Source organism: Pseudomonas sp. PA-6-3C, from assembly GCF_021605825.1.
GTDB classification, from domain to species: domain Bacteria; phylum Pseudomonadota; class Gammaproteobacteria; order Pseudomonadales; family Pseudomonadaceae; genus Aquipseudomonas; species Aquipseudomonas edaphica.
In genome coordinates this window covers 1-19,393 of the sequence record NZ_WKDV01000045.1, presented here as the reverse complement: position 1 = coordinate 19,393, position 19,393 = coordinate 1, and the positions used below count along the sequence as shown (strand labels likewise).

At 60.7% G+C, this 19,393-nt stretch carries 19 protein-coding genes; 3 read left to right on the top strand and 16 right to left on the bottom strand.

Going from position 1 to position 19,393, the window contains the following annotated elements; genetic code table 11:
• From GIW48_RS24600 to ubiE, 6 genes are read right to left on the bottom strand one after another with little or no spacing between them, the layout of a single operon-like run.
• Window positions 1-279: a twin-arginine translocase TatA/TatE family subunit gene (locus GIW48_RS24600; protein WP_056860633.1), complete on the bottom strand. Its 279-nt coding sequence runs from the start codon at window positions 277-279 to the stop codon at window positions 1-3.
• A 25-nt stretch (window positions 280-304) separates the two neighbouring features.
• Window positions 305-637, bottom strand: a complete 333-nt coding sequence (locus GIW48_RS24595) for a phosphoribosyl-ATP diphosphatase (protein WP_017138590.1) — start codon at window positions 635-637, stop codon at window positions 305-307.
• Between the two features lie 2 nt (window positions 638-639).
• On the bottom strand, window positions 640-1,032 hold the full coding sequence (gene hisI, locus GIW48_RS24590; protein WP_012721796.1) for a phosphoribosyl-AMP cyclohydrolase: 393 nt from the start codon (window positions 1,030-1,032) through the stop codon (window positions 640-642).
• A gap of 41 nt (window positions 1,033-1,073) precedes the next feature.
• Complete coding sequence (gene ubiB, locus GIW48_RS24585; RefSeq protein ID WP_017138588.1) at window positions 1,074-2,678, bottom strand: ubiquinone biosynthesis regulatory protein kinase UbiB; 1,605 nt, start codon at window positions 2,676-2,678, stop codon at window positions 1,074-1,076.
• A complete protein-coding gene (locus GIW48_RS24580; RefSeq protein WP_017138587.1) occupies window positions 2,675-3,298 on the bottom strand; it encodes a ubiquinone biosynthesis accessory factor UbiJ in 624 nt (207 codons plus the stop codon). The genes ubiB and GIW48_RS24580 overlap by 4 nt, the downstream gene beginning before the upstream one ends.
• On the bottom strand, window positions 3,298-4,068 hold the full coding sequence (ubiE, locus tag GIW48_RS24575) for a bifunctional demethylmenaquinone methyltransferase/2-methoxy-6-polyprenyl-1,4-benzoquinol methylase UbiE (protein WP_003171186.1): 771 nt from the start codon (window positions 4,066-4,068) through the stop codon (window positions 3,298-3,300). Before ubiE ends, GIW48_RS24580 begins: the two co-directional genes overlap by 1 nt.
• A gap of 145 nt (window positions 4,069-4,213) precedes the next feature.
• Between ubiE and GIW48_RS24570 the strand changes: the two genes are divergently transcribed.
• The 3 genes from GIW48_RS24570 to GIW48_RS24560 all read left to right on the top strand — a co-directional run bounded on the left by GIW48_RS24570 (window position 4,214) and on the right by GIW48_RS24560 (window position 6,031).
• Window positions 4,214-4,489 (top strand): polyhydroxyalkanoic acid system family protein, encoded by a 276-nt coding sequence (locus GIW48_RS24570; RefSeq protein WP_017138585.1) that lies wholly within the window; start codon window positions 4,214-4,216, stop codon window positions 4,487-4,489.
• A gap of 105 nt (window positions 4,490-4,594) precedes the next feature.
• Entirely contained in the window at window positions 4,595-5,017 is a 423-nt protein-coding gene (locus GIW48_RS24565; protein WP_017138584.1) for a phasin family protein, read from the top strand.
• 12 nt (window positions 5,018-5,029) lie between these two features.
• Window positions 5,030-6,031 (top strand): phasin family protein, encoded by a 1,002-nt coding sequence (locus tag GIW48_RS24560; RefSeq protein WP_236472921.1) that lies wholly within the window; start codon window positions 5,030-5,032, stop codon window positions 6,029-6,031.
• Window positions 6,032-6,204: 173 nt separating this feature from the next.
• Here the strand turns inward: GIW48_RS24560 and GIW48_RS24555 are convergent, their stop codons facing one another.
• The 10 genes from GIW48_RS24555 to GIW48_RS24510 all read right to left on the bottom strand — a co-directional run bounded on the left by GIW48_RS24555 (window position 6,205) and on the right by GIW48_RS24510 (window position 19,152).
• Entirely contained in the window at window positions 6,205-6,825 is a 621-nt protein-coding gene (locus tag GIW48_RS24555; protein ID WP_017138582.1) for a TetR/AcrR family transcriptional regulator, read from the bottom strand.
• Between the two features lie 27 nt (window positions 6,826-6,852).
• Window positions 6,853-8,535, bottom strand: coding sequence for a class II poly(R)-hydroxyalkanoic acid synthase (gene phaC / locus GIW48_RS24550; protein ID WP_017138581.1), 1,683 nt, complete (start codon window positions 8,533-8,535; stop codon window positions 6,853-6,855).
• Window positions 8,536-8,623: 88 nt separating this feature from the next.
• Complete coding sequence (gene phaZ / locus GIW48_RS24545; protein WP_017138580.1) at window positions 8,624-9,469, bottom strand: poly(3-hydroxyalkanoate) depolymerase; 846 nt, start codon at window positions 9,467-9,469, stop codon at window positions 8,624-8,626.
• Window positions 9,470-9,635: 166 nt separating this feature from the next.
• Window positions 9,636-11,315 (bottom strand): class II poly(R)-hydroxyalkanoic acid synthase, encoded by a 1,680-nt coding sequence (gene phaC / locus GIW48_RS24540; protein WP_099549478.1) that lies wholly within the window; start codon window positions 11,313-11,315, stop codon window positions 9,636-9,638.
• A 249-nt stretch (window positions 11,316-11,564) separates the two neighbouring features.
• Window positions 11,565-11,942, bottom strand: coding sequence for a gamma-butyrobetaine hydroxylase-like domain-containing protein (locus tag GIW48_RS24535; protein ID WP_017138579.1), 378 nt, complete (start codon window positions 11,940-11,942; stop codon window positions 11,565-11,567).
• Between the two features lie 183 nt (window positions 11,943-12,125).
• Complete coding sequence (gene hslU, locus GIW48_RS24530) at window positions 12,126-13,463, bottom strand: ATP-dependent protease ATPase subunit HslU (protein WP_017138578.1); 1,338 nt, start codon at window positions 13,461-13,463, stop codon at window positions 12,126-12,128.
• 36 nt (window positions 13,464-13,499) lie between these two features.
• On the bottom strand, window positions 13,500-14,030 hold the full coding sequence (gene hslV, locus GIW48_RS24525) for an ATP-dependent protease subunit HslV (protein WP_010563201.1): 531 nt from the start codon (window positions 14,028-14,030) through the stop codon (window positions 13,500-13,502).
• Between the two features lie 258 nt (window positions 14,031-14,288).
• Window positions 14,289-14,990 carry an SPOR domain-containing protein gene (locus tag GIW48_RS24520; RefSeq protein ID WP_017138577.1) on the bottom strand — a complete coding sequence of 234 codons (702 nt, stop codon included), beginning with the start codon at window positions 14,988-14,990 and terminating at the stop codon, window positions 14,289-14,291.
• 1 nt (window position 14,991) lies between these two features.
• Window positions 14,992-16,728: an arginine--tRNA ligase gene (gene argS / locus GIW48_RS24515; protein WP_236462708.1), complete on the bottom strand. Its 1,737-nt coding sequence runs from the start codon at window positions 16,726-16,728 to the stop codon at window positions 14,992-14,994.
• 204 nt (window positions 16,729-16,932) lie between these two features.
• Complete coding sequence (locus GIW48_RS24510; protein WP_138452622.1) at window positions 16,933-19,152, bottom strand: primosomal protein N'; 2,220 nt, start codon at window positions 19,150-19,152, stop codon at window positions 16,933-16,935.
• Window positions 19,153-19,393 lie beyond the last annotated feature (241 nt).

The window sequence follows — 19,393 nt, the reverse complement described above, 5'->3', positions numbered from 1 at the left end:
TCACGAGTCTTTGCGGGTCGGCTCTTGGACTTTTTCAGCCTGCACGTCGAAGGTACGACGCTCGGTGATCGGCTGGGTGGCCTGTGGGTGTACAGGCTGCGCCGGTGGTACCGGATTGGCCATCGGGTCGGCCGGTTTTTCATCGTCGTTCATGGCTTTACGAAAGCCCTTGATCGACTCGCCCACGTCAGTGCCCAGGTTCTTGAGTTTCTTGGTGCCGAACACCAGTACCACGACCACCAGAATGACGATCCAGTGTTTCCAGTCAAAAATGCCCATGCTGCAATTCCTCTGTAAAAGTTATTCAGGCGGACGGGCGCGAGGCCTTTTCTGCATGCCCGGACAAGCCGAAGCGACGGTCCAGTTCATCCAACACGGCCTGTGGGTGCTGCCCCAGTTGGGCGAGCATGACCAGGCTATGGAACCACAAGTCTGCGGTCTCGTAGATTACATCGCTGTAATCACCGCTGATTTGCGCATCTTTGGCGGCAATAATCGTCTCGATCGACTCTTCGCCAAGTTTTTCCAGAATCTTGTTCAAGCCCTTGTGGTAAAGGCTTGCGACGTAGGAGCTGTCGGCGTCCGCGCCTTTGCGGTCTTCCAGCACCTGGGCCACACGGTTCAGGGTATCGCTCATGTTCAGTGTCCTGCGGAATAAATGGCGTGCGGATCTTTGAGCACCGGTTCCACAACCTTCCACTCGCCGTTTTCGAACACGCGATAGAAGCAGCTGTGACGGCCGGTATGGCAGGCGATATCGCCGATCTGCTCGACCTTCAGGATCACCACGTCGGCGTCACAGTCGATGCGCATCTCGTGCAGGGTCTGCACGTGCCCGGACTCTTCGCCCTTGCGCCACAGTTTGCCACGCGAACGTGACCAGTAAATGGCGCGCTGCTCAGTGGCGGTGAGGCTCAAGGCCTCGCGGTTCATCCAGGCCATCATTAATACGCGCCCGGTCTTGTAGTCCTGGGCAATGGCCGGCACCAGGCCGTCACTGTCCCACTTGATCTCGTCCAGCCAGTCTTTCATGTTCGGCTCCGGCAATTTGCGACAGTGTATAACCGGATCGGCTATCGGCGCACGATCAGATAAACACCCACGGCGACCATGATGCCAGCCGGCCAATGGCCCAGTTGGTTCAGCGGCCCGCCAATCGCCAGCATCACGCCGCCGACCAAATGGGCGGCGCCCAACAGGCGCAGGAACCAGTCGTCCTTGCGCCTGTGCCACGGCGGTGCAGGGTCTTTGGCGTGGGGCTGGGACATGCGCTCCAGCAGGTCGCGGGTCATGTTGGCCAGGTGCGGCAGTTGTTCGAACTGGCTGTGCAGGTTGCCCAGCAGGGTTTTCGGGCTGACGCGCTCGCGCATCCAGCGTTCCAGGAACGGCTGCGCGGTGTTCCACAAGTCCAGGTCCGGGTACAGCTGGCGGCCCAGGCCTTCAATGTTGAGCAAGGTTTTTTGCAGCAGTACCAGCTGCGGCTGCACTTCCATATTGAAGCGCCGCGCGGTCTGGAACAGACGCATCAGCACCTGGCCGAAGGAAATATCTTTTAACGGTTTTTCAAAGATCGGCTCGCACACCGTGCGGATCGCGGCTTCGAATTCGTTGAGCTTGGTTTCGGCTGGCACCCAGCCCGAATCGATGTGCAGCTGCGCCACGCGGCGGTAATCGCGCTTGAAAAAGGCGAACAGGTTGCGTGCCAGGTAATCCTGGTCTTCCGGGGTCAGGCTGCCGACGATGCCGCAGTCGATCGCAATGTATTGCGGGCTCCATGGGTTGACGGTGCTGACGAAAATGTTGCCCGGGTGCATGTCGGCGTGGAAGAAGCTGTCGCGAAACACCTGGGTGAAGAAGATTTCCACGCCGCGCTCGGCAAGCATCTTCATGTCGGTGCGCTGGTCGGCAAGAGTGGCGAGGTCGGTGACCTGCACGCCGTAGATGCGCTCCATCACCAGCACTTTGGGACGGCACCAGTCCCAATACACCTGCGGCACGTACAGCAGCGCTGAACCTTCGAAGTTGCGTTTGAGCTGGCTGGCGTTGGCCGCTTCGCGCAGTAGGTCGAGTTCGTCGTAGATGGTTTTTTCGTAGTCGGCAACCACGTCCACCGGATGCAGCAGGCGCGCATCGGCGGAGAAACGTTCGGCGGCGCGGGCGAGGATAAACAGCCACGCCAGGTCCTGGCCGATGATCGGCTTGAGGCCGGGGCGAATCACCTTCACCACCACTTCTTCGCCGGTCTTCAATTGTGCGGCATGCACCTGCGCCACCGAGGCCGAGGCCAGTGGCTCGACGTCGAAACGGCTGAACACCTCGCTGATCTTCTTGCCCAGTTGTTCTTCGATCAGCTTCATCGACTGCTGGGAATCAAACGGCGGCACGCGGTCCTGCAACAGCATCAGCTCGTCGGCAATGTCTTCGGGCAGCAAATCGCGGCGTGTCGAGAGGATCTGCCCGAACTTGATAAAGATCGGCCCCAGGTCCTGCAACGCCAGGCGCAGGCGCGCGCCACGGCTCAGTTCCAGCGGTTTGCGCGGGAACCAGCGCCACGGCAACACATAGCGCACGGCCAGCAAAAACCACGGCAACGGCAGGGCGAACAGCAGGTCATCGAGGCGGTAGCGGATTACGACGCGCTGGATACGAAACAAACGGCGGACGGCGAGCAGCTTCATGCGTTATCGCTTGGATCAAGGGAACGGCTCAGGCGCTCGAAGCGTGCCTCAAGGCGTTCCAGGTCGATTTTGGCCTTGTCGAGTTCGCGAAAGCGCGCTTGCGCTTCCCGTTCTCCGACCAGGGTGCGCGATTCTTCGCTCAGGTATTCGGCGAGGTTCTGGTTGAGGCTGGCGAACCCTTGCTGGTACCAGCGCGAGCGGCTGCGCAGGTGCCCGCTGATCAGTTGGGTGGCCACCGGACCAATCCAGCGTGACAGCTCGTATTCCCAATCCAGTTCCAGGTCTTGCAGCACGGCGGCCAGGTCCATCAGCACGGCGCTGTCGCCTTCCAGCTCCACGTCGGGGCTGTGCAGGATCGCGGTCTTGTTGCGGCTCAGCGCCAGGTGCAACAGGCTCGAGGCGGGTGCGCGCAGGGTGCAGTCGGCCTCGGCGGCCCAATCGCCGGCGAGCAGCAGGCCTTCATCGCTGGGCAGGATAAACAGCTGCAGGGCGGGGCTGGTGCAATCGACGGCAATGACCTTGCCGTTCAAGTGCGCAAGCCGCGCCAGGGCGGTGCTGTCCAGGCGCAGGACACGGTTGATGCCGTGTTCGACGCTGGCGAGGAGGCCTGCGAACAGCATCAGGGCTTGATGCCGCGGTGCAGGGCGACGATGCCTGAGGTCATGTTGTGGTAGGTCACGCGGTCGAAACCGGCTTCTACCATCATCGACTTCAGGGTTTCCTGGTCGGGGTGCATGCGGATCGATTCGGCCAGGTAGCGGTAGCTCTCGGCGTCATTGGTGATCAGCTTGCCCATCAGCGGCATGAAGGCGAACGAGTAGGTGTCGTAGACCTTGGACATCAGCGCGTTGGTCGGCTTGGAGAACTCCAGCACCAACAGGCGGCCGCCCGGCTTGAGTACGCGCAGCATCGAGCGGATGGCGTCCTCTTTATGGGTCACGTTGCGCAGGCCGAACGCGATGGTCACGCAGTCGAAATGGTTGTCCGGGAACGGCAGCTTTTCCGCATCGGCCTGGACGAACTCGATATTGCCGGCCACACCTTTATCCAGCAGGCGATCACGGCCGACCTTGAGCATCGAACCGTTGATGTCCGCCAGCACGACCTGGCCGGTCGGGCCAACCAGCTTGGAGAACTTGGCCGCCAGATCGCCCGTGCCGCCGGCGATGTCGAGCACGCGGTTGCCGGTGCGTACACCCGACAACTCGATGGTGAAGCGCTTCCACAGGCGGTGCATGCCGCCCGAGAGTACGTCGTTCATCAGGTCGTACTTGGCCGCAACGGAGTGGAACACCTCAGCGACTTTTTCCGCTTTCTGGCTTTCCGGAACGTTCTTGAAGCCGAAGTGAGTGGTGGGTTCGGCATCGCTGCCTTTGCGCTGATCAGTCATATCGCTGTCACCAAAAGAGAATGCGGGACATGATAATCCCCACCGCCTGCTTTGTCTTGGCAAGGCTGAAGGTAAGATAGGTGTTCATCGAGACCTTTTGCCGCATGGCAGGTGTTCTGAGTCGATATAAAGAGGAGTCATTGCAATGGCCCGTATTACCGTTGAGCGTGCACATTCCCTGGGTAAAGAAGGCGCGCGCGCGAAGGCCGAGAAGTTGGCGCACAAACTCAAGGAGCAATATGGCCTGGAGTCATCGTGGTCGGGCGATAGCCTGAACCTCAAGCGTTCGGGGGTTAAAGGCACGGTGTTAGTCGCCGATGAATCGCTGCGCATTGATGTTGAATTGGGCCTGTTGATGTCGGCCATGAGCGGCACCATCAAGTCTGAAATCGAGAAAGCCCTGGATAAGGCGCTGGCCTGATCAATGTGTTCTTAGGGTGCCGATTCTAATTTTCCAGCCTACTTTGTGCCCAAGCCCTCAACTCCTGCGGGCCGTTCCTCGACCCTAATCTGCGTGAGGTGCACCATGGCCAAAGTTATTTTGAAGAAAAAAATCGACCTTCAGTCCACTGCCCTGAGTGACGTTAAAAGCTACGCCCGCAAGATCTGGCTGGCAGGACTTGGCGCCTATGCCAAGGTCGGCAGCGAAGGCGGCGAGTACTTCAAAGAGCTGGTCAAGACCGGTCAACATGTTGAAAGTAAAGGCAAAAAAGTTGTGGTTGAACAACTTGATGCTGCCAACAGTCAGATTGACCAAGTAAAGAGTAATGTCTCCAGCGTCAAAGGTTTGGTTGAAGTTCAACTGGATAAAGTTGAAAAAGCTTTTGACACGCGTGTTGCAAGTGCCTTGAATCGAATCGGCATTGCGTCTAAACATGACGTGGAGACACTCTCTGCTAAGCTCGAAGAGCTGACGACATTGCTAGAACGTGTCGCGCGTAAACACTAAGGAGACATCGGGATGGCTGTTAAAAAGACTACTCAGAAAGAAGGCAGCTCGTGGATCGGGGAGGTTGAAAAATATTCCCGTAAGATCTGGCTTGCTGGTTTAGGCGTGTACTCGAAGGTTAGCAGTGACGGCGGCAAATACTTCGAGACATTGGTCAAGGACGGCGAAAAGGCCGAGAAGTTGACCAAGACCACGGTTGGTAAAAAAGTTGAAGCGGCCAAGGCCACTGCCGGCTCTGCCAAGTCGAGCATTTCTGACACTTGGGGCAAGTTGGAAGAAACCTTCGACAAGCGTCTCAACAGTGCCATTTCGCGACTGGGCGTGCCCAGCAAAGCGGAACTGAAGACGCTGCACAGCAAGGTCGATACCCTGACCAAGCAAATCGAAAAACTCACCGGCGCTAAAGTGGCTCCAGCCAAAACCGCCGCCGCTAAACCGGCTGCCAAGCCTGCGGCTAAAACTGCGGCTGCTAAACCGGCTGCCAAAACCGCCGCCAAGCCTCTGGTTAAAGCGGCCGCCAAGCCAGCTGCCAAACCTGCGGCCAAGGCCCCGGCTAAAGCTGCGGCAAAACCCGCTGCAAAAACCGCAGTTGCCAAACCGGCTGCCAAGCCTGCAGCAAAACCCGTGGCCGCTAAAGCCGCTGCCAAGCCTGCGGCTAAGCCGGCTGCCAAAGCAGCAGCAAAACCAGCGGCCAAGCCTGCGGCTAAAACCGCCGCTGCCAAACCTGCTGCCAAGCCGGCCGCTGCGAAACCTGCAGCCAAACCAGCCGCCGCTAAAGCCGCTGCCAAACCTGCTGCAGCAAAACCTGTGGCTGCCAAGCCTGCGGCAAAACCTGCCGCCGCGAAGAAGCCAGCAGTAGCCAAGAAGCCAGCAGCGTCCAAACCTGCTGTTGCGGCCAAGCCTGCAACTCCAGCGCCAACCGCTTCTACAGCCAATTCGGTGTCCGCACCGACACATGCTCCTGCCGCCCCGACTGCAACGCCGGTAACCCCGACGCCATCCAGTCAGTCCTGATTTTTTCAGGGCACAAAAAACGCCCGGCCTGTGAAGGTCGGGCGTTTTTTTATGGAAGTCTCATATACACCGCATTTCCAGTGTGGGAGCGGGCTTGCCCGCGATGGCGGAGTGTCAGCCACCCAGGTATTGGCTGATAAATTGCTATCGCGGGCAAGCCCGCTCCCACATTTTTAATCGATATCATCCAGGTATTTGAGCGCAAACCGCTCAGTTGCCTGCCGCGCCGGCAATAGCAGATGCGGCGCCACCAGCATCATGACCTGGTACACCACCACCCGCACCTCGCCCTCGCGGTCGAGAATCCGCTGGTAGTCCAGGGAAAACAGCAGGGTCATGGTGATCTGTTCCACCAATTGCCCCAGTGCCTGGGTATCACTGACCAGTTGCCCCGCCGCCTTCAAGCGCGCAAGCAGTGAAGCCAGGGTGCGCTTGAGCGCCGTGAGCAAGTTGCGAATGCCCTTGGCCAGCTTTGGCAGGCGCCCGGCCAGGTTCGACAGGTCCTGGAACAGGAACCGGTAGTGGGCCATGCGCTCGATGATCAGGTGCAGGAACAGCCAGTAATCTTCGGGTTTGAGTTGCGCATCTGCCGGCGGGTCGAGCAGCGGCGCCAGTTCATTCTGGAAACGCTCGAACAACCCGAGCACCAAGGGCTCCTTGCCATGGAAATGGTAATAAAGGTTGCCGGGGCTGATCCCCATTTCATTGGCCACCTCCATGGTCGACACGTTCGGTTCGCCCTTGTGGTTGAACAACTGCAGGGCACATTCAAGGATACGGTCGCGGGTCTTCATCCAGTCTTCTTAATGTGATCGTTGAGTTCAGCGCACCCGCACGTAAGTGCCTGGCGCCGCTTCCATCGGTGGGTAATTCTGGTTGCCCAGGGCGGTGAGTGTTTCGCGTTGCACGCCCGAACGTTGCTGGATCCACGCAAGCCACTGTGGCCACCAGCTGCCTTCGACGTGACTGGCGTCGTAGTACCAGGCACGCGGGTCGCTGCTCAGCTTGGGGTTCTCGACGTAGTTGGCCTTGGGGTTGCCCGGCGGGTTGAGGATGCTCTGGATATGCCCGCTGTTGGACAGCACAAAGCGCCGCTCGCCGCCCAGCAGTTGCGTGGAGCGATACACCGCGTCCCACGGCGTGATGTGGTCGTTGATCCCGGCCACGCTGAAGCTGTCCACGGTGACTTTTTGCAGGTCGATGGGCGTGCCGCACACCTCAAGGCCACCCGGATGGCTGAGCGGGTTGTGCTTGAAGAAGTCCAGCAGGTCGCCATGCAACGCGGCGGGCAGGCGCGTGTTGTCGTTGTTCCAGTAGAGGATGTCGAACGCCGGCGGTTCTTTGCCCAGCAGGTAATTATTGATCCAGTAGTTCCAGATCAGGTCGTTGGGGCGCATCCAGGCGAAGACCTTGGCCATGTCGCGACCCTCCAGCACGCCTTGCTGGTAGGAGCGGCGCTTGGCGGCCTCCAGGGTCTGTTCGTCGGCAAACAAGGTGGCGGGGCTGTCGATCTGGCTGTCCAGCAGGCTCACCAGGTAACTGGCGCTGGAGATGCGCCGCAGCTGGCGCTTGGCTTGCAGGTGGCCTTGCAGCGCGGCGATGGTCAAGCCACCGGCGCAGGCGCCCATCAGGTTGACCTCACGGGCGCCGGTGATTGCCCGGCACACGTTCAGCGCTTCCTCCAGCGCCGCCACATAGGTGGACAGGCCCCACTCGCGGTGACGCACATCCGGGTTGCGCCAGCTGACCATAAACGTCTGCAGGCCGTTTTTCAGGGCGTACTGCACAAAGCTGTTGGCGGGGCTGAGATCGAAGATGTAGTACTTGTTGATTTGCGGCGGCACGATCAGCAACGGCTTGGCGTACTGCTTTTCGCTCATGGGCTTGTACTGGATCAGTTCCAGCAGCTCGTTGCGAAACACCACGGAGCCCGCGGTCGTTGCCACCGTTTTGCCCACTTCAAAAGCGTGTTTGCTGACCTGGCTGGGCAGGCCGTTGTTGTGCAACAAATCGTTAAACAAATTACTCACGCCGCGCACCACACTGTTGCCGCCGGAGTTGAGCAGCTCCTTGATGGCCAGCGGGTTGAGCAAGGTGTTGGAGGGCGAGACGGCATCGTTGATCAGCGAGAAGGCAAAGTGCGCGCGGGCGCGGTCATCGGCGCTCATCGAGCTGTCGTCGATCCAGTGACGCGTTTGTTTCTGCCAGCTCAAATAGGCTTGCAGGCTGCGCCGGTACAGCGGATTAAGCGTCCAGGTGGGGTCGGCGAAGCGGCTGTCAGCGGGGTTGGGGGCCTGTACGGTTTCACCCAGCAGCACGCGACCGAGTTGGCCGCCCAAGGCCAGGGCGTGCCGAGCGGTGTACAGCGGGTTGCGCAAGCCATGGTTGGCGACACTGCGCAGGGTCGCCAGCAAATCGCGGCCCCGCAGGCCACTGATCGCATTTTGCGCGTTGATGAACGCGGCCGGGGTGGGCGCCGGGTTCGTCACGGGTCTTTCTCGCATGAGCCAACACTCCTTCGTCAAGCCATCAACAGGCACGCCAATTCAGAACCATAGTCGGTTCCTGGCAAGTTGCGCGGCGGCGTAGTCCTTACACCGCTGGTCGAGGGTGAATCACCGCACGCAGGCGCTCCTCTTCAAGAAACTTCATGATGATCGGCGCCACGGCTTCGGCGCGGGTGATCAGGAACAAGTGGCCATCATCGATGATGTGCAACTGTGCGTTGGGAATGCGCCAGGCGAGCATGCGCATATTGATCAGCGGGATCAGCGGGTCGTCGTCGCCGGCCAGCACCAGGGTCGGCTGGCGGATCTTGTGCAGCCAGTGAATGCTGGTCCAGCCAAGGCCCGCAAACAGCTGCCAGTAGTAACCGAGCTTGCCCGCCGAGCGCACCTTGCTGGCGTGTTCGGCGGCCAGTTTGGAGTCGCGGCGGAACGAGCCGCCATAAATCATCGGTGCAATGCGCACCACGTGGGACGGTTGGATATAGCGCCTGGGGCTTGCCATCAGCCACAGCACCTTGGGTTTGCCCGGCACCATAAAGGCCCCGGCTGCCGTCGCCGCCAGGATCAGTTTTTTGCAGCGCTCGGGGTAGTCATAGGCAAACTGCTGCGCCAACGCGCCGCCCCAGGACACACCCACCGCATTCACCTGGCCATAGTCCAGGTAATCGAGCATGCGTGCGGTGAGCTTGGCCAAGCCGGGAAAACGATAGGGCACGCTGGGTGTGGAAGACCCCCCCACACCTGGCACATCGAAGGCGATCACTTCCAGGTCCGGGTCCAGCGCCTGGACGAACGGAAACACCAGCTCAAGGTTGGCGCCGATGCCGTTGAAGATCAGCAACGGCGTCAAGTGAGGCTTGCCCGGGCGTACCGCCGTACGGATGGTCTGGCCATCCAGGTCGATGGTACGGAAGATGAACGGTTGCGGCATGCTCAAGCCCTGTGAAGTGGCGCTATTTGTCTGGAAAAACTAGGTTCCTGTGGGAGCTGGCTTGCCTGCGATAGCAATCTTTCAGTTAGCTCATCATCTAGCAGGCCCACCGCTATCGCAGGCAAGCTAGCTCCCACATTGATCGCATTTCTACCGCAAAATCTGCTTATCGTTCGTGCACATAAGTACCCGGTGCCGCCTCAGCTGCGGCATAGGCTTTGTTACCCAGGCTTGTAGGTGCTTTCTTCAGTTTTCCCGCCCGCTCGGCCTGCCACGCCTGCCAATGCAGCCACCATGAGTCAGTATGCTTGGTGGCATTCTCCTGCCACTCCAGCGGCTTGCCCGCCAAACCATCGCTGGTCTGGTAACGCGCCTTGGGGTTGCCTGGCGGGTTGAGGATGCTCTGGATATGCCCGCTGCTGGACAACACAAACTCCACTTTGCCACCAAACAGCTGCGCCGATTTGTAGCACGACTGCCACGGCGTGATGTGGTCGTTGGTGCCGGCCAGGGAATAGATATCGGCGGTCACCTGCTTGAGGTCGATCGGCGTGCCGCACACCTCCAGGGCATTGGCGCGTACCAGCGGGTTGTTCTTGAACAGCTCAATCAAATCGCCATGGAAGGCGGCCGGCAAACGTGTGGTGTCGTTGTTCCAGAACAGGATGTCGAACACCGGCGGCTCGTTGCCGAGCAGGTAGTTATTGACCCAGTAGTTCCAGATCAGGTCGTTGGGGCGCATCCAGGCGAATACCTTGGCCATGTCGCGGCCCTCCAGCACACCGGCCTGGTAGGAGTGGCGCTTGGCGGCTTCCAGGGTCTGTTCGTCGACAAACAGCGCCACCTGGGTGTCCAGGGTGGTGTCCAGTACACTCACCAGCAGGGTCAGGGCGTTGACCTTCTTCTCGCCCAGCGCCGCGTAGTGGCCCAGCAGGGCGGTGCAGGTGATGCCGCCCGAGCAGGCGCCGAGCATGTTCACGTCTTTGCTGCCGGTAATCGCCGTGACCACATCGACCGCTTCCTTGAGCGCCTCGATATAGGTCGACAGGCCCCACTCGCGCTGCGCCTTGGTCGGGTTGCGCCAGCTGACGATAAACGTCTGCTGGCCATTGCGCAGGCAGAAGCGCGCCAGGCTCTTCTCCGGGCTCAGGTCGAATACATAGAATTTGTTGATCTGCGGCGGCACCACCAGCAGTGGGCGTTCGTGCACCTGCTCGGTGATGGGCTTGTACTGGATCAGCTCCAGCACGTCATTGCGAAACACCACGGCGCCTTCAGTGGTGCCCAGGGTCTTGCCGACTTCAAAGGCGCCCATGTTGACCTGGCTGGGCATGCCGCCGTTGTGCACCATGTCTTTGGCCAAGTGGGACAGGCCATCAAGCAGGCTTTTGCCGCCGGTTTCAAAGAAGCGTTTGACCGCCGCCGGGTTGGCCGCGCTGTTGGTGGGGGCCATGGCTTCGGTCATCAGGTTGATCACGAAGTGGCCGCGGCTGATGTCCTGTTCCGACAGGTTACTGTCGCCGATCCAGTCGTGCAGTTCCTTGCGCCACGCCAGGTAAGTTTGCAGGTAACGCTTATAGAGCGGGTTCTGGCTCCACGCCGGGTCGTTGAAGCGACGGTCGTCGCCTTCGGGGGCCAGTGCGGATTTGCCGAACATCACGTTCTTCAATTCCACGCCAAAATGCGCGACGTGTTTGACGCTGTGCAACGGTTGCTTGATGGCTTGGGTCAGTACCATCTTCGCTGAGGCCAATAAATCCTTTTTGCGTAACGCGATGATCGGGTTCAGCCCCAGGGTGTTTTCCGAGGCCTGGCGTTTCAAGTCATCGTTATTCTTGTTACTCATCTACGACGCTCCATTGTCCGAAAGACGAGTACCGGCGATTGCTGCGCACCCAATTTCGATACACGACACCAGCCTGGTACTGCGACTCGGGTGACCGTTGATACCGCATCGTCAAATGCAGGGAACTTGCCAGTTCCATTGGTTACCCGAGTTTAATTTTTTTCGCAAGCGGGCCAATCGTTGACCACGCGACAGGGCATTCAAGCAGATGAAATTAGAAAATGCCCTCTAAAGAGCGAGACGCCTGAGTTAGAGCATCAGCCGCACGACCGATTCGCTCGGGTCGCGGGTTTTGCCGGCGGCTTTAAGCTCAGCCAGATAATCGGCCCACAACGCATCCTGGCGCACGGCCAACTGGTAGAGGTAGTCCCAGGTGAACAGTCCGCTGTCATGGCCGTCGTCGAAGGTCAATTTCAGTGCATATTGACCGGCTGGTTCTATCTTGATCAGCCGCACGTTGAGCTTGCCGAACTGCAGGATGGGTTTGCCGTGGCCCTGGACCTCGGCGGAAGGCGAGTGGGTGCGTAGCAGCTCAGCGGGGAGCTGGTAGACCTCGCTCGGCCCATAGGTAAGGCCGAGGGTGTTGGAGGTTTTGTGCAGGTTTACAGCGGTGGGGAATTTGGTCATTGGAGAACCGCCCAGAGATAGTCCTTAGAACCGGCTTAAAACTGTAGGAGCTGGCTTGTGTGGGAGCCGGGCTTGCCCGCGATGCAGACACCTCGGTGTTTCAGAAACACTGAGGTGATGCTATCGCAGGCAAGCCAGCTCCCACACAAGTCCGGCTCCGACACAAGCCGTTTTCTGTGAGGCTTACAGGATATAACGAGACAGATCTTCGTTCTGCGCCAATTCGCCCAGGTGGCTATTCACGTACTCAGCGTCAATCTTGATCGCTTCGCCATTCTGCGAACCGGCCATGTCGCCAGCACTGAAGGACACTTCCTCCAGCAGACGCTCAAGCAGGGTGTGCAGGCGACGGGCACCGATGTTTTCGGTCTTCTCGTTGACCTGCCAGGCAATCTCCGCCAGGCGCTTGATGCCGTCCGGCTGGAATTCGATGCCCAAACCTTCGGTTTTCAGCAGTTCGCGGTATTGCTCGGTGAGCGAAGCATGCGGCTCGCTGAGGATACGTTCGAAGTCGCCGGGGGTCAGCGCCTTGAGTTCCACGCGAATCGGCAGACGGCCTTGCAGCTCCGGCACCAGGTCGCTGGGCTTGCTCAAGTGGAACGCGCCGGAGGCGATAAACAGGATGTGGTCGGTCTTGACCATGCCCAGCTTGGTGTTCACTGTGCAGCCTTCGATCAGCGGCAGCAGGTCGCGCTGTACGCCTTCGCGGGACACATCGACGCCGCCGGAGTTGCCGCGCTTGGCCACCTTGTCGATCTCGTCGATAAACACGATACCGTGCTGCTCCACCGCTTCCAGGGCTTTGGCCTTGAGCTCTTCCTCATTCACCAGGCGCCCGGCTTCTTCGTCGCGCACCAGCTTCAGCGCGTCCTTCACCTTGAGCTTGCGGCTTTTCTTCTTGCCCTTGCCCATGTTGGCGAACAGGTTCTGCAACTGGCTGGTCATTTCTTCCATGCCGGGCGGTGCGGAGATGTCGACGCCGGACACTTCGGCCACTTCGATCTCGATTTCCTTGTCGTCCAGCTGGCCTTCACGCAGGCGCTTGCGGAACAGCTGACGGGTGTTGGAATCCGAGCTTGGCGCGGCGTCTTCGTTGAAGCCCATGCGTGCCGGTGGCAGCAGGGCATCCAGGATGCGTTCTTCGGCGGCGTCTTCGGCGCGATGGCTGACCTTGGTCACTTCCTGCTCGCGGAGCATTTTCAGGGCGGCATCGGCCAGGTCACGGATGATCGACTCGACGTCACGGCCTACGTAGCCCACTTCGGTGAACTTGGTGGCTTCGACCTTGATGAACGGAGCATTGGCCAGTTTGGCCAGGCGTCGGGCGATTTCGGTTTTACCCACGCCTGTCGGCCCGATCATCAGGATGTTCTTGGGCGTTACTTCAACGCGCAGTTCTTCGGGCAGTTGCATCCGGCGCCAGCGGTTACGCAGCGCAATGGCAACGGCGCGCTTGGCATCGTCCTGGCCGATGATATGGCGATTAAGTTCATGGACGATTTCGCGGGGAGTCATGGACATAGTGTTTGGCGGCCTCAAGCGGAATAAGCCTACGGCTTACTCGGCGAGGTCCTGCTCCTCAATGGTGAAGTTGTGGTTGGTGAACACGCAGATATCGCCGGCGATACCCAGGGCGGTCTCGACGATTTCGCGGGCCGACAGGTCGGTTTTCTTCAGCAGGGCGCTGGCTGCCGCCTGGGCGTAGCCGCCGCCGGAACCCATGGCGATCAGGCCGTGCTCGGGTTCAACCACATCGCCGTTACCGGTGATGATCAAGGATGCGTCTTTGTTGGCGACCGCCAACATGGCTTCCAGGCGGCTGAGGGAACGGTCGGTGCGCCATTCTTTGGCGAGTTCGACAGCGGCGCGAACCAGGTGGCCCTGGTGTTTTTCCAGCTGGCCTTCGAAGCGTTCGAAGAGGGTGAAAGCGTCGGCAGTGGCGCCAGCGAAACCGGCGAGAACCTGGCCGTGGTACAGGCGACGCACTTTCTTGGCGTTGCCTTTCATCACGGTGTTGCCCAGGGAAACCTGGCCGTCGCCGCCCATGACGACTTTGCCGTGGCGACGTACTGAAACGATGGTGGTCAAGGGGAGAGTCTCCACGCAGCGGGGCGAAAATGCCCTGATGGAATCTCATATGGGGGTGGCGGGGGGGATTTCAACCGTAGGACGTGTGTGCGGACGAGTGGTGTTTATGGGGCTGACACCTTCCAGAGAACACCACAAAACCAACTGTGGGAGCTGGCTTGCCTGCGATAGCGGTGTGTCAGTCACTGAAAATATGGACTGTTACATCGCTATCGCAGGCAAGCCAGCTCCCACATTTTGATCGGCGTTGAGCCGGAATCAACGGCTCTGGCGTTGTTGTAACAACAGATTGCTAAAGCCTGCACCCGCCAGTTGCTTCTGCGCCACGGTCAGCTGTTCACGGTTGCTGAACGGCCCGACCAATACGCGATACCAGGTCGCATCCTTCACGGTGCCGGACTCCACTGTTACCGACTGGCCCAGCAGGATGATCTGCGCACGCACACGATCCGCATCCGCCTGTTTCGGGAACGACCCCGCTTGCAGGAAGAACTTGGTCACCGGCGCCGCCTTGGTGGTCGCCACCGGTGGCGGTGGCGGCGGAGTGATCCCGGCCAACGCGGCTTGAGCGCGTGCGGTGTCGATTTTCGCGGCTTCCGCTGGTGTCACCGGCGTGGTCGGCACTTGTGGCGTCGGCAGGGTTTTCTCCGGCACGGCGTCAGGCGGCACGATCACTTCCGACTCCGGCAGCAGCGTGTAGAAGTCGTACTTGGGCTTTACCGGCGCGGTCGGGCTCGGCGCGGTCTTGTTGGCCTCGGCGATTTTCGTGGCCTTCTGCTGTTCTTGCTTGACCCGTTTGACGTCATCACCCTTGCCGGGCTCCAGCTTCATCAGGATCACCACAAACGCGCCGACCGCCAGGCCGATAGCCATCCACAGCCAGCCCGGGATTGGCTTCTTCGCCGGTGCCTGATAGCGGCTGGCGCCGCGCTTGGGTGCAGGTTTTTTCTTGGCAGCCAACTTACATACGCTCCAGGGTTTCCAGGCCTAACAGTTCCAGGCCTTGCTTGAGGGTCCGTCCAGCCAGTGCGGCGAGGCGCAGGCGACTTTGCTTTTGGGCTTCGTCGTCTGCCGTAAGGATCGGGCAGTTCTCATAGAAACTGGAGAACAGACCGGCGACTTCGTACAAATACGTGCAGAGGATATGCGGCGTGCCTTTTTCACCGACGCTGTTGAGCACTTCGCCGAACTGCGCCAGCTTGGCCGCCAGGTCCTGTTCATGCGGGGCATCCAGCACGATTTGGCCTTCAACCTCGCTGAAATCCTTGCCCAGCTTGCGGAACACGCCGGCCACACGGGTGTAAGCGTACAGCAGGTACGGCGCGGTGTTGCCTTCGAAGTTGAGCATCAGTTCGAAGTTGAAGCTGTAGTCGCTGGTGCGGTGCTTGGACAGGTCGGCGTACTTCACCGCACCAATACCTACCACGCGGGCGATATTGCGCAGGTCGGCTTCGGCCAACTCCGGGTTCTTTTCCTTCACCAGGTTGTAGGCACGGTCCTGGGCTTCGTTGAGCAGGTCGATCAGCTTCACGGTGCCGCCGTCGCGGGTCTTGAACGGGCGGCCATCGGCGCCGTTCATGGTGCCAAAACCCATGTGTTCCATGTGCATCGGGTGGGTGACGAAGCCTGCGCGGCGCGCCACTTCGAACACTTGCTGGAAGTGCAGGGCCTGGCGCTGGTCGACAAAATACAGCGCGCGGTCGGCCTTGAGCACGCCGCTGCGGTAGCGCACGGCTGCCAGGTCAGTGGTGGCGTACAGGTAACCGCCGTCGGCCTTGACGATGATCACCGGCAGCGGTTCGCCGTCGGCGGTCTTGAATTCTTCGAGGAACACGCACTGCGCGCCGTTGCTCTCAACCAACAGGCCGGCAGCCTTGAGGTCGTTGACCACGTTGATCAGGTCGTCGTTGTAGGCGCTTTCGCCCATCACGTCGACCATGGTCAGCTTCACGTTGAGCAGCTCGTAGATTTCCTGGCAGTGCGACAGCGAAATCTCACGGAAACGGCCCCACAGCGCCAGGCAATCTTCATCGCCGGCTTGCAGCTTGACCACCAGGCCACGGGCGCGGTCGGCGAACTCTTCGGATTCGTCGAAGCGCTTTTTGGCGGCGCGGTAGAAGTTTTCCAGGTCGGCCAGCTCGTTGCTGGTGATCGGGTTTTCCTGCAGGTAGGCCATCAGCATGCCGAACTGGGTGCCCCAGTCGCCCACGTGGTTCTGACGGATCACGTCGTCACCCAGGAACTCCAGCACCCGTGCCACGCCGTCGCCAATGATGGTCGAGCGCAGGTGGCCCACGTGCATCTCTTTGGCCAGGTTGGGTGCCGACAGGTCAATCACCACACGCTCCACGGGGCCGGCCTTGCGCACGCCAATGTTGGCGTCGGCCAGGGCCGCGTCCAGGCGCGAAGCCAGGGCCTGGGTGTTCTGGAAGAAGTTGATAAAGCCTGGGCCGGCGATTTCGGCCTTGGTCACACTCTCGTCGGTTGGCAGCGCGGCGATGATTTTCTCCGCCAGGTCACGCGGTTTCATGCCGGCAGGCTTGGACAGCATCATCGCAATGTTGCTGGCAAAGTCGCCATGGGTCTTGTCGCGAGTGTTTTCCACCTGGATCGCCGGCGACAGGCCTTCAGGCAACACACCTTCGTTGACGAGTTGGGTGAGGGCTTGTTGGATCAGCTGGCGAATGGTGTCTTTCATGGTGTTCTCTTTCGACCGCAAGCGGCGGTGCGCGATGCGCAGGTGGAAAAACTCGGCATTATCCGTGGCGAGGGCGGGCTTGCCAACCGTTCAGACAGGTTGATGGACCTGCGGACCTCATCGCGGGCAAGCCCGCTCCCACATTTAAGGGGGTTCATATTTCAAAATGTGGGAGCTGGCTTGCCTGCGATAGCGATTTCGCAATCAATACAGGTCTACCGGATCCACATCCAACGACCATCGCACTTGGCGGGCGCTGGGCATTTGCTCCAGGGCAAGCATCCAGCTATTTAATAGTCGATGCAGCGGTGCACGGGACGTTGCCTGCAAGAGTAGCTGAGCGCGATACCGCCCGGCGCGCCGCTCCATCGGCGCGGGGACTGGGCCGAGCAATTCGATGCCGGCCAGACTCAACTCACCGAGCAAACGTTCGGCGGCGCTGCATGCCTCGTCGAGAAAATTTTCGGCCTGCCCTGGCTTGTGCGCTTCGGCGCGCAACAGTGCCAGGTGTGCAAACGGCGGCAGGCCGGCGGAGCGGCGTTCGCTCAGGGCCTGTTCGGCGAAAGCGAAGTAGCCCTGTTCTGTCAGTTGAATCAGCAAGGGGTGGTCAGCCAGATGCGTCTGGATAATCACCTTGCCCGGCTCTTCGGCGCGCCCGGCACGGCCTGCCACCTGCACGATCAGTTGCGCCATGCGTTCGCTGGCGCGGAAGTCGCCGGAGAACAAACCACCGTCGGCGTCCAGGATCGACACCAGCGTTACCCGTGGGAAGTGGTGCCCTTTGGCGAGCATCTGCGTGCCGATCAGGATGCACGGCTGGCCTTTCTGAATGGTCGCGAACAGCTGGTTCATCGCGTCTTTGCGCGAGGTGCTGTCGCGGTCGACGCGCAGCACCGGGTAATCCGGAAACAGAATGCCCAGGCGCTCCTCGGCACGCTCGGTGCCCGCACCCACGGGGCGCAAATCCACTTTGCCGCATTGTGGGCAGTGGCGCGGCACGCGCTCCACATGGCCGCAGTGGTGGCAGCGCAGCTCGCCGTGGCGCTGGTGTACGGTCATGCGCGCATCGCAGCGTTCGCACTCGGACATCCAGCCGCAGTCGTGGCACAGCAGCGTCGGCGCAAAGCCCCTACGGTTAAGAAACACCAGGACTTGCTGGCCGGCGGCGAGGGTTTGGCCGATGGCTTGCTGCATCGGCCCGGAAATGCCGCTGTCCAGTGGGCGGCTTTTTACATCCAGGCGCAGGAAGCGTGGTTGCTTGGCGCCGCCTGCGCGCTCGTTGAGGCGCAGCAGGCCATAACGGCCGGTGTAGGCGTTGTGCAGGCTTTCCAGGGACGGTGTAGCCGAGCCGAGCACAATCGGGATGTCTTCCTGGCGCGCGCGTACCAGCGCCAGGTCGCGGGCGTGGTAGCGCAGGCCTTCCTGCTGTTTATAGGAGCCGTCGTGCTCCTCGTCGATGATGATCAGCCCGGGGTTTTTCATCGGCGTGAACAGGGCCGAGCGGGTGCCGATAATAATGTCGGCCTCGCCGTCCCGCGCAGCCAGCCAGGCTTCCAGGCGCTCGCGGTCGTTGACCGCCGAATGCACCAGCGCGATGCGCGCGTTAAAACGTTGCTCGAAACGCGCCAGGGTTTGCGGGCCGAGGTTGATCTCCGGGATCAACACCAGTGCCTGCTTGCCGGCTTGCAGGGTTTCGCGGATCAGTTGCAAATACACTTCGGTCTTGCCGCTGCCGGTGACGCCGGCGAGCAGGAAGGCATGGAAGCTGTCGAAACCGGCGCGAATGGCTTCATAGGCGGCGCGTTGCTCGGGGTTCAGCGGCAACTCCGGTTGAGCCAGCCAGTGGTCATGGCGCGGGTCCGGCGCGTGCTTGCGGATTTCCACCTGCACCAAGCCCTTTGCCAGCAGCAAGTCGAGGCTGTCTTTGCTCAGCATCAGCTTGCTTAACAACTGGTGGGCTACGCCATGGGGGTGTTGGGCCAGGGTCGCGAGGGCTTCGCGTTGGCGTGGCGCGCGGGCGATGCGTGGGTCATCCAGGCGCGCGCCGGGCACCATCGACCAGAAACGCTCCTGGCGTGCTTCAGCCAGTTCGCCCTGGCGCAGCAGCACCGGCAGTGCCCAGCTCAGGGTATCGCCGAGGCTGTGCTGGTAATACTGTGCGGTCCACAGGCATAACTTGAACAGCGCGGGCGGCAGCGGCGGTGTAGCGTCGAGGATGGCCAGGGCCGGCTTGAGCTTTTCGGCGGGGACTTCGCTGTGGTCGGCCACCTCGATCAGGATGCCGATCATCTCGCGACGGCCAAACGGCACGCGCACGCGCATGCCCGGCTGCAACTGCGCCCGCAACACGCCGGCCGGGGCTCGGTAGTCGAACAGGCGGCGCAGGGGCGAGGGCAGGGCTAGGCGCAAAATGGCGTCGGGCACGCGGGGAGTCTCATATAAAGGCAGGCAGTGGCGCAGGGGCGGGAGCCTAGCAGACCTGCGGTGGGGGTGTCCTGTCTTGCGGCACTTCTGTGGGCGCCGGGCTTGTTGTGGCGAGCAGGCTTGCCCCGCGTTGGGGAAGCCCCGTCTCTTTTTCACATCCGTGGCCTGCCGCGGAACGCCCCACAGGCGAGTCTTCGTTGGACCTCGGCTCGTGATCTGAGTTCGCGCTACGGGAGTGGTT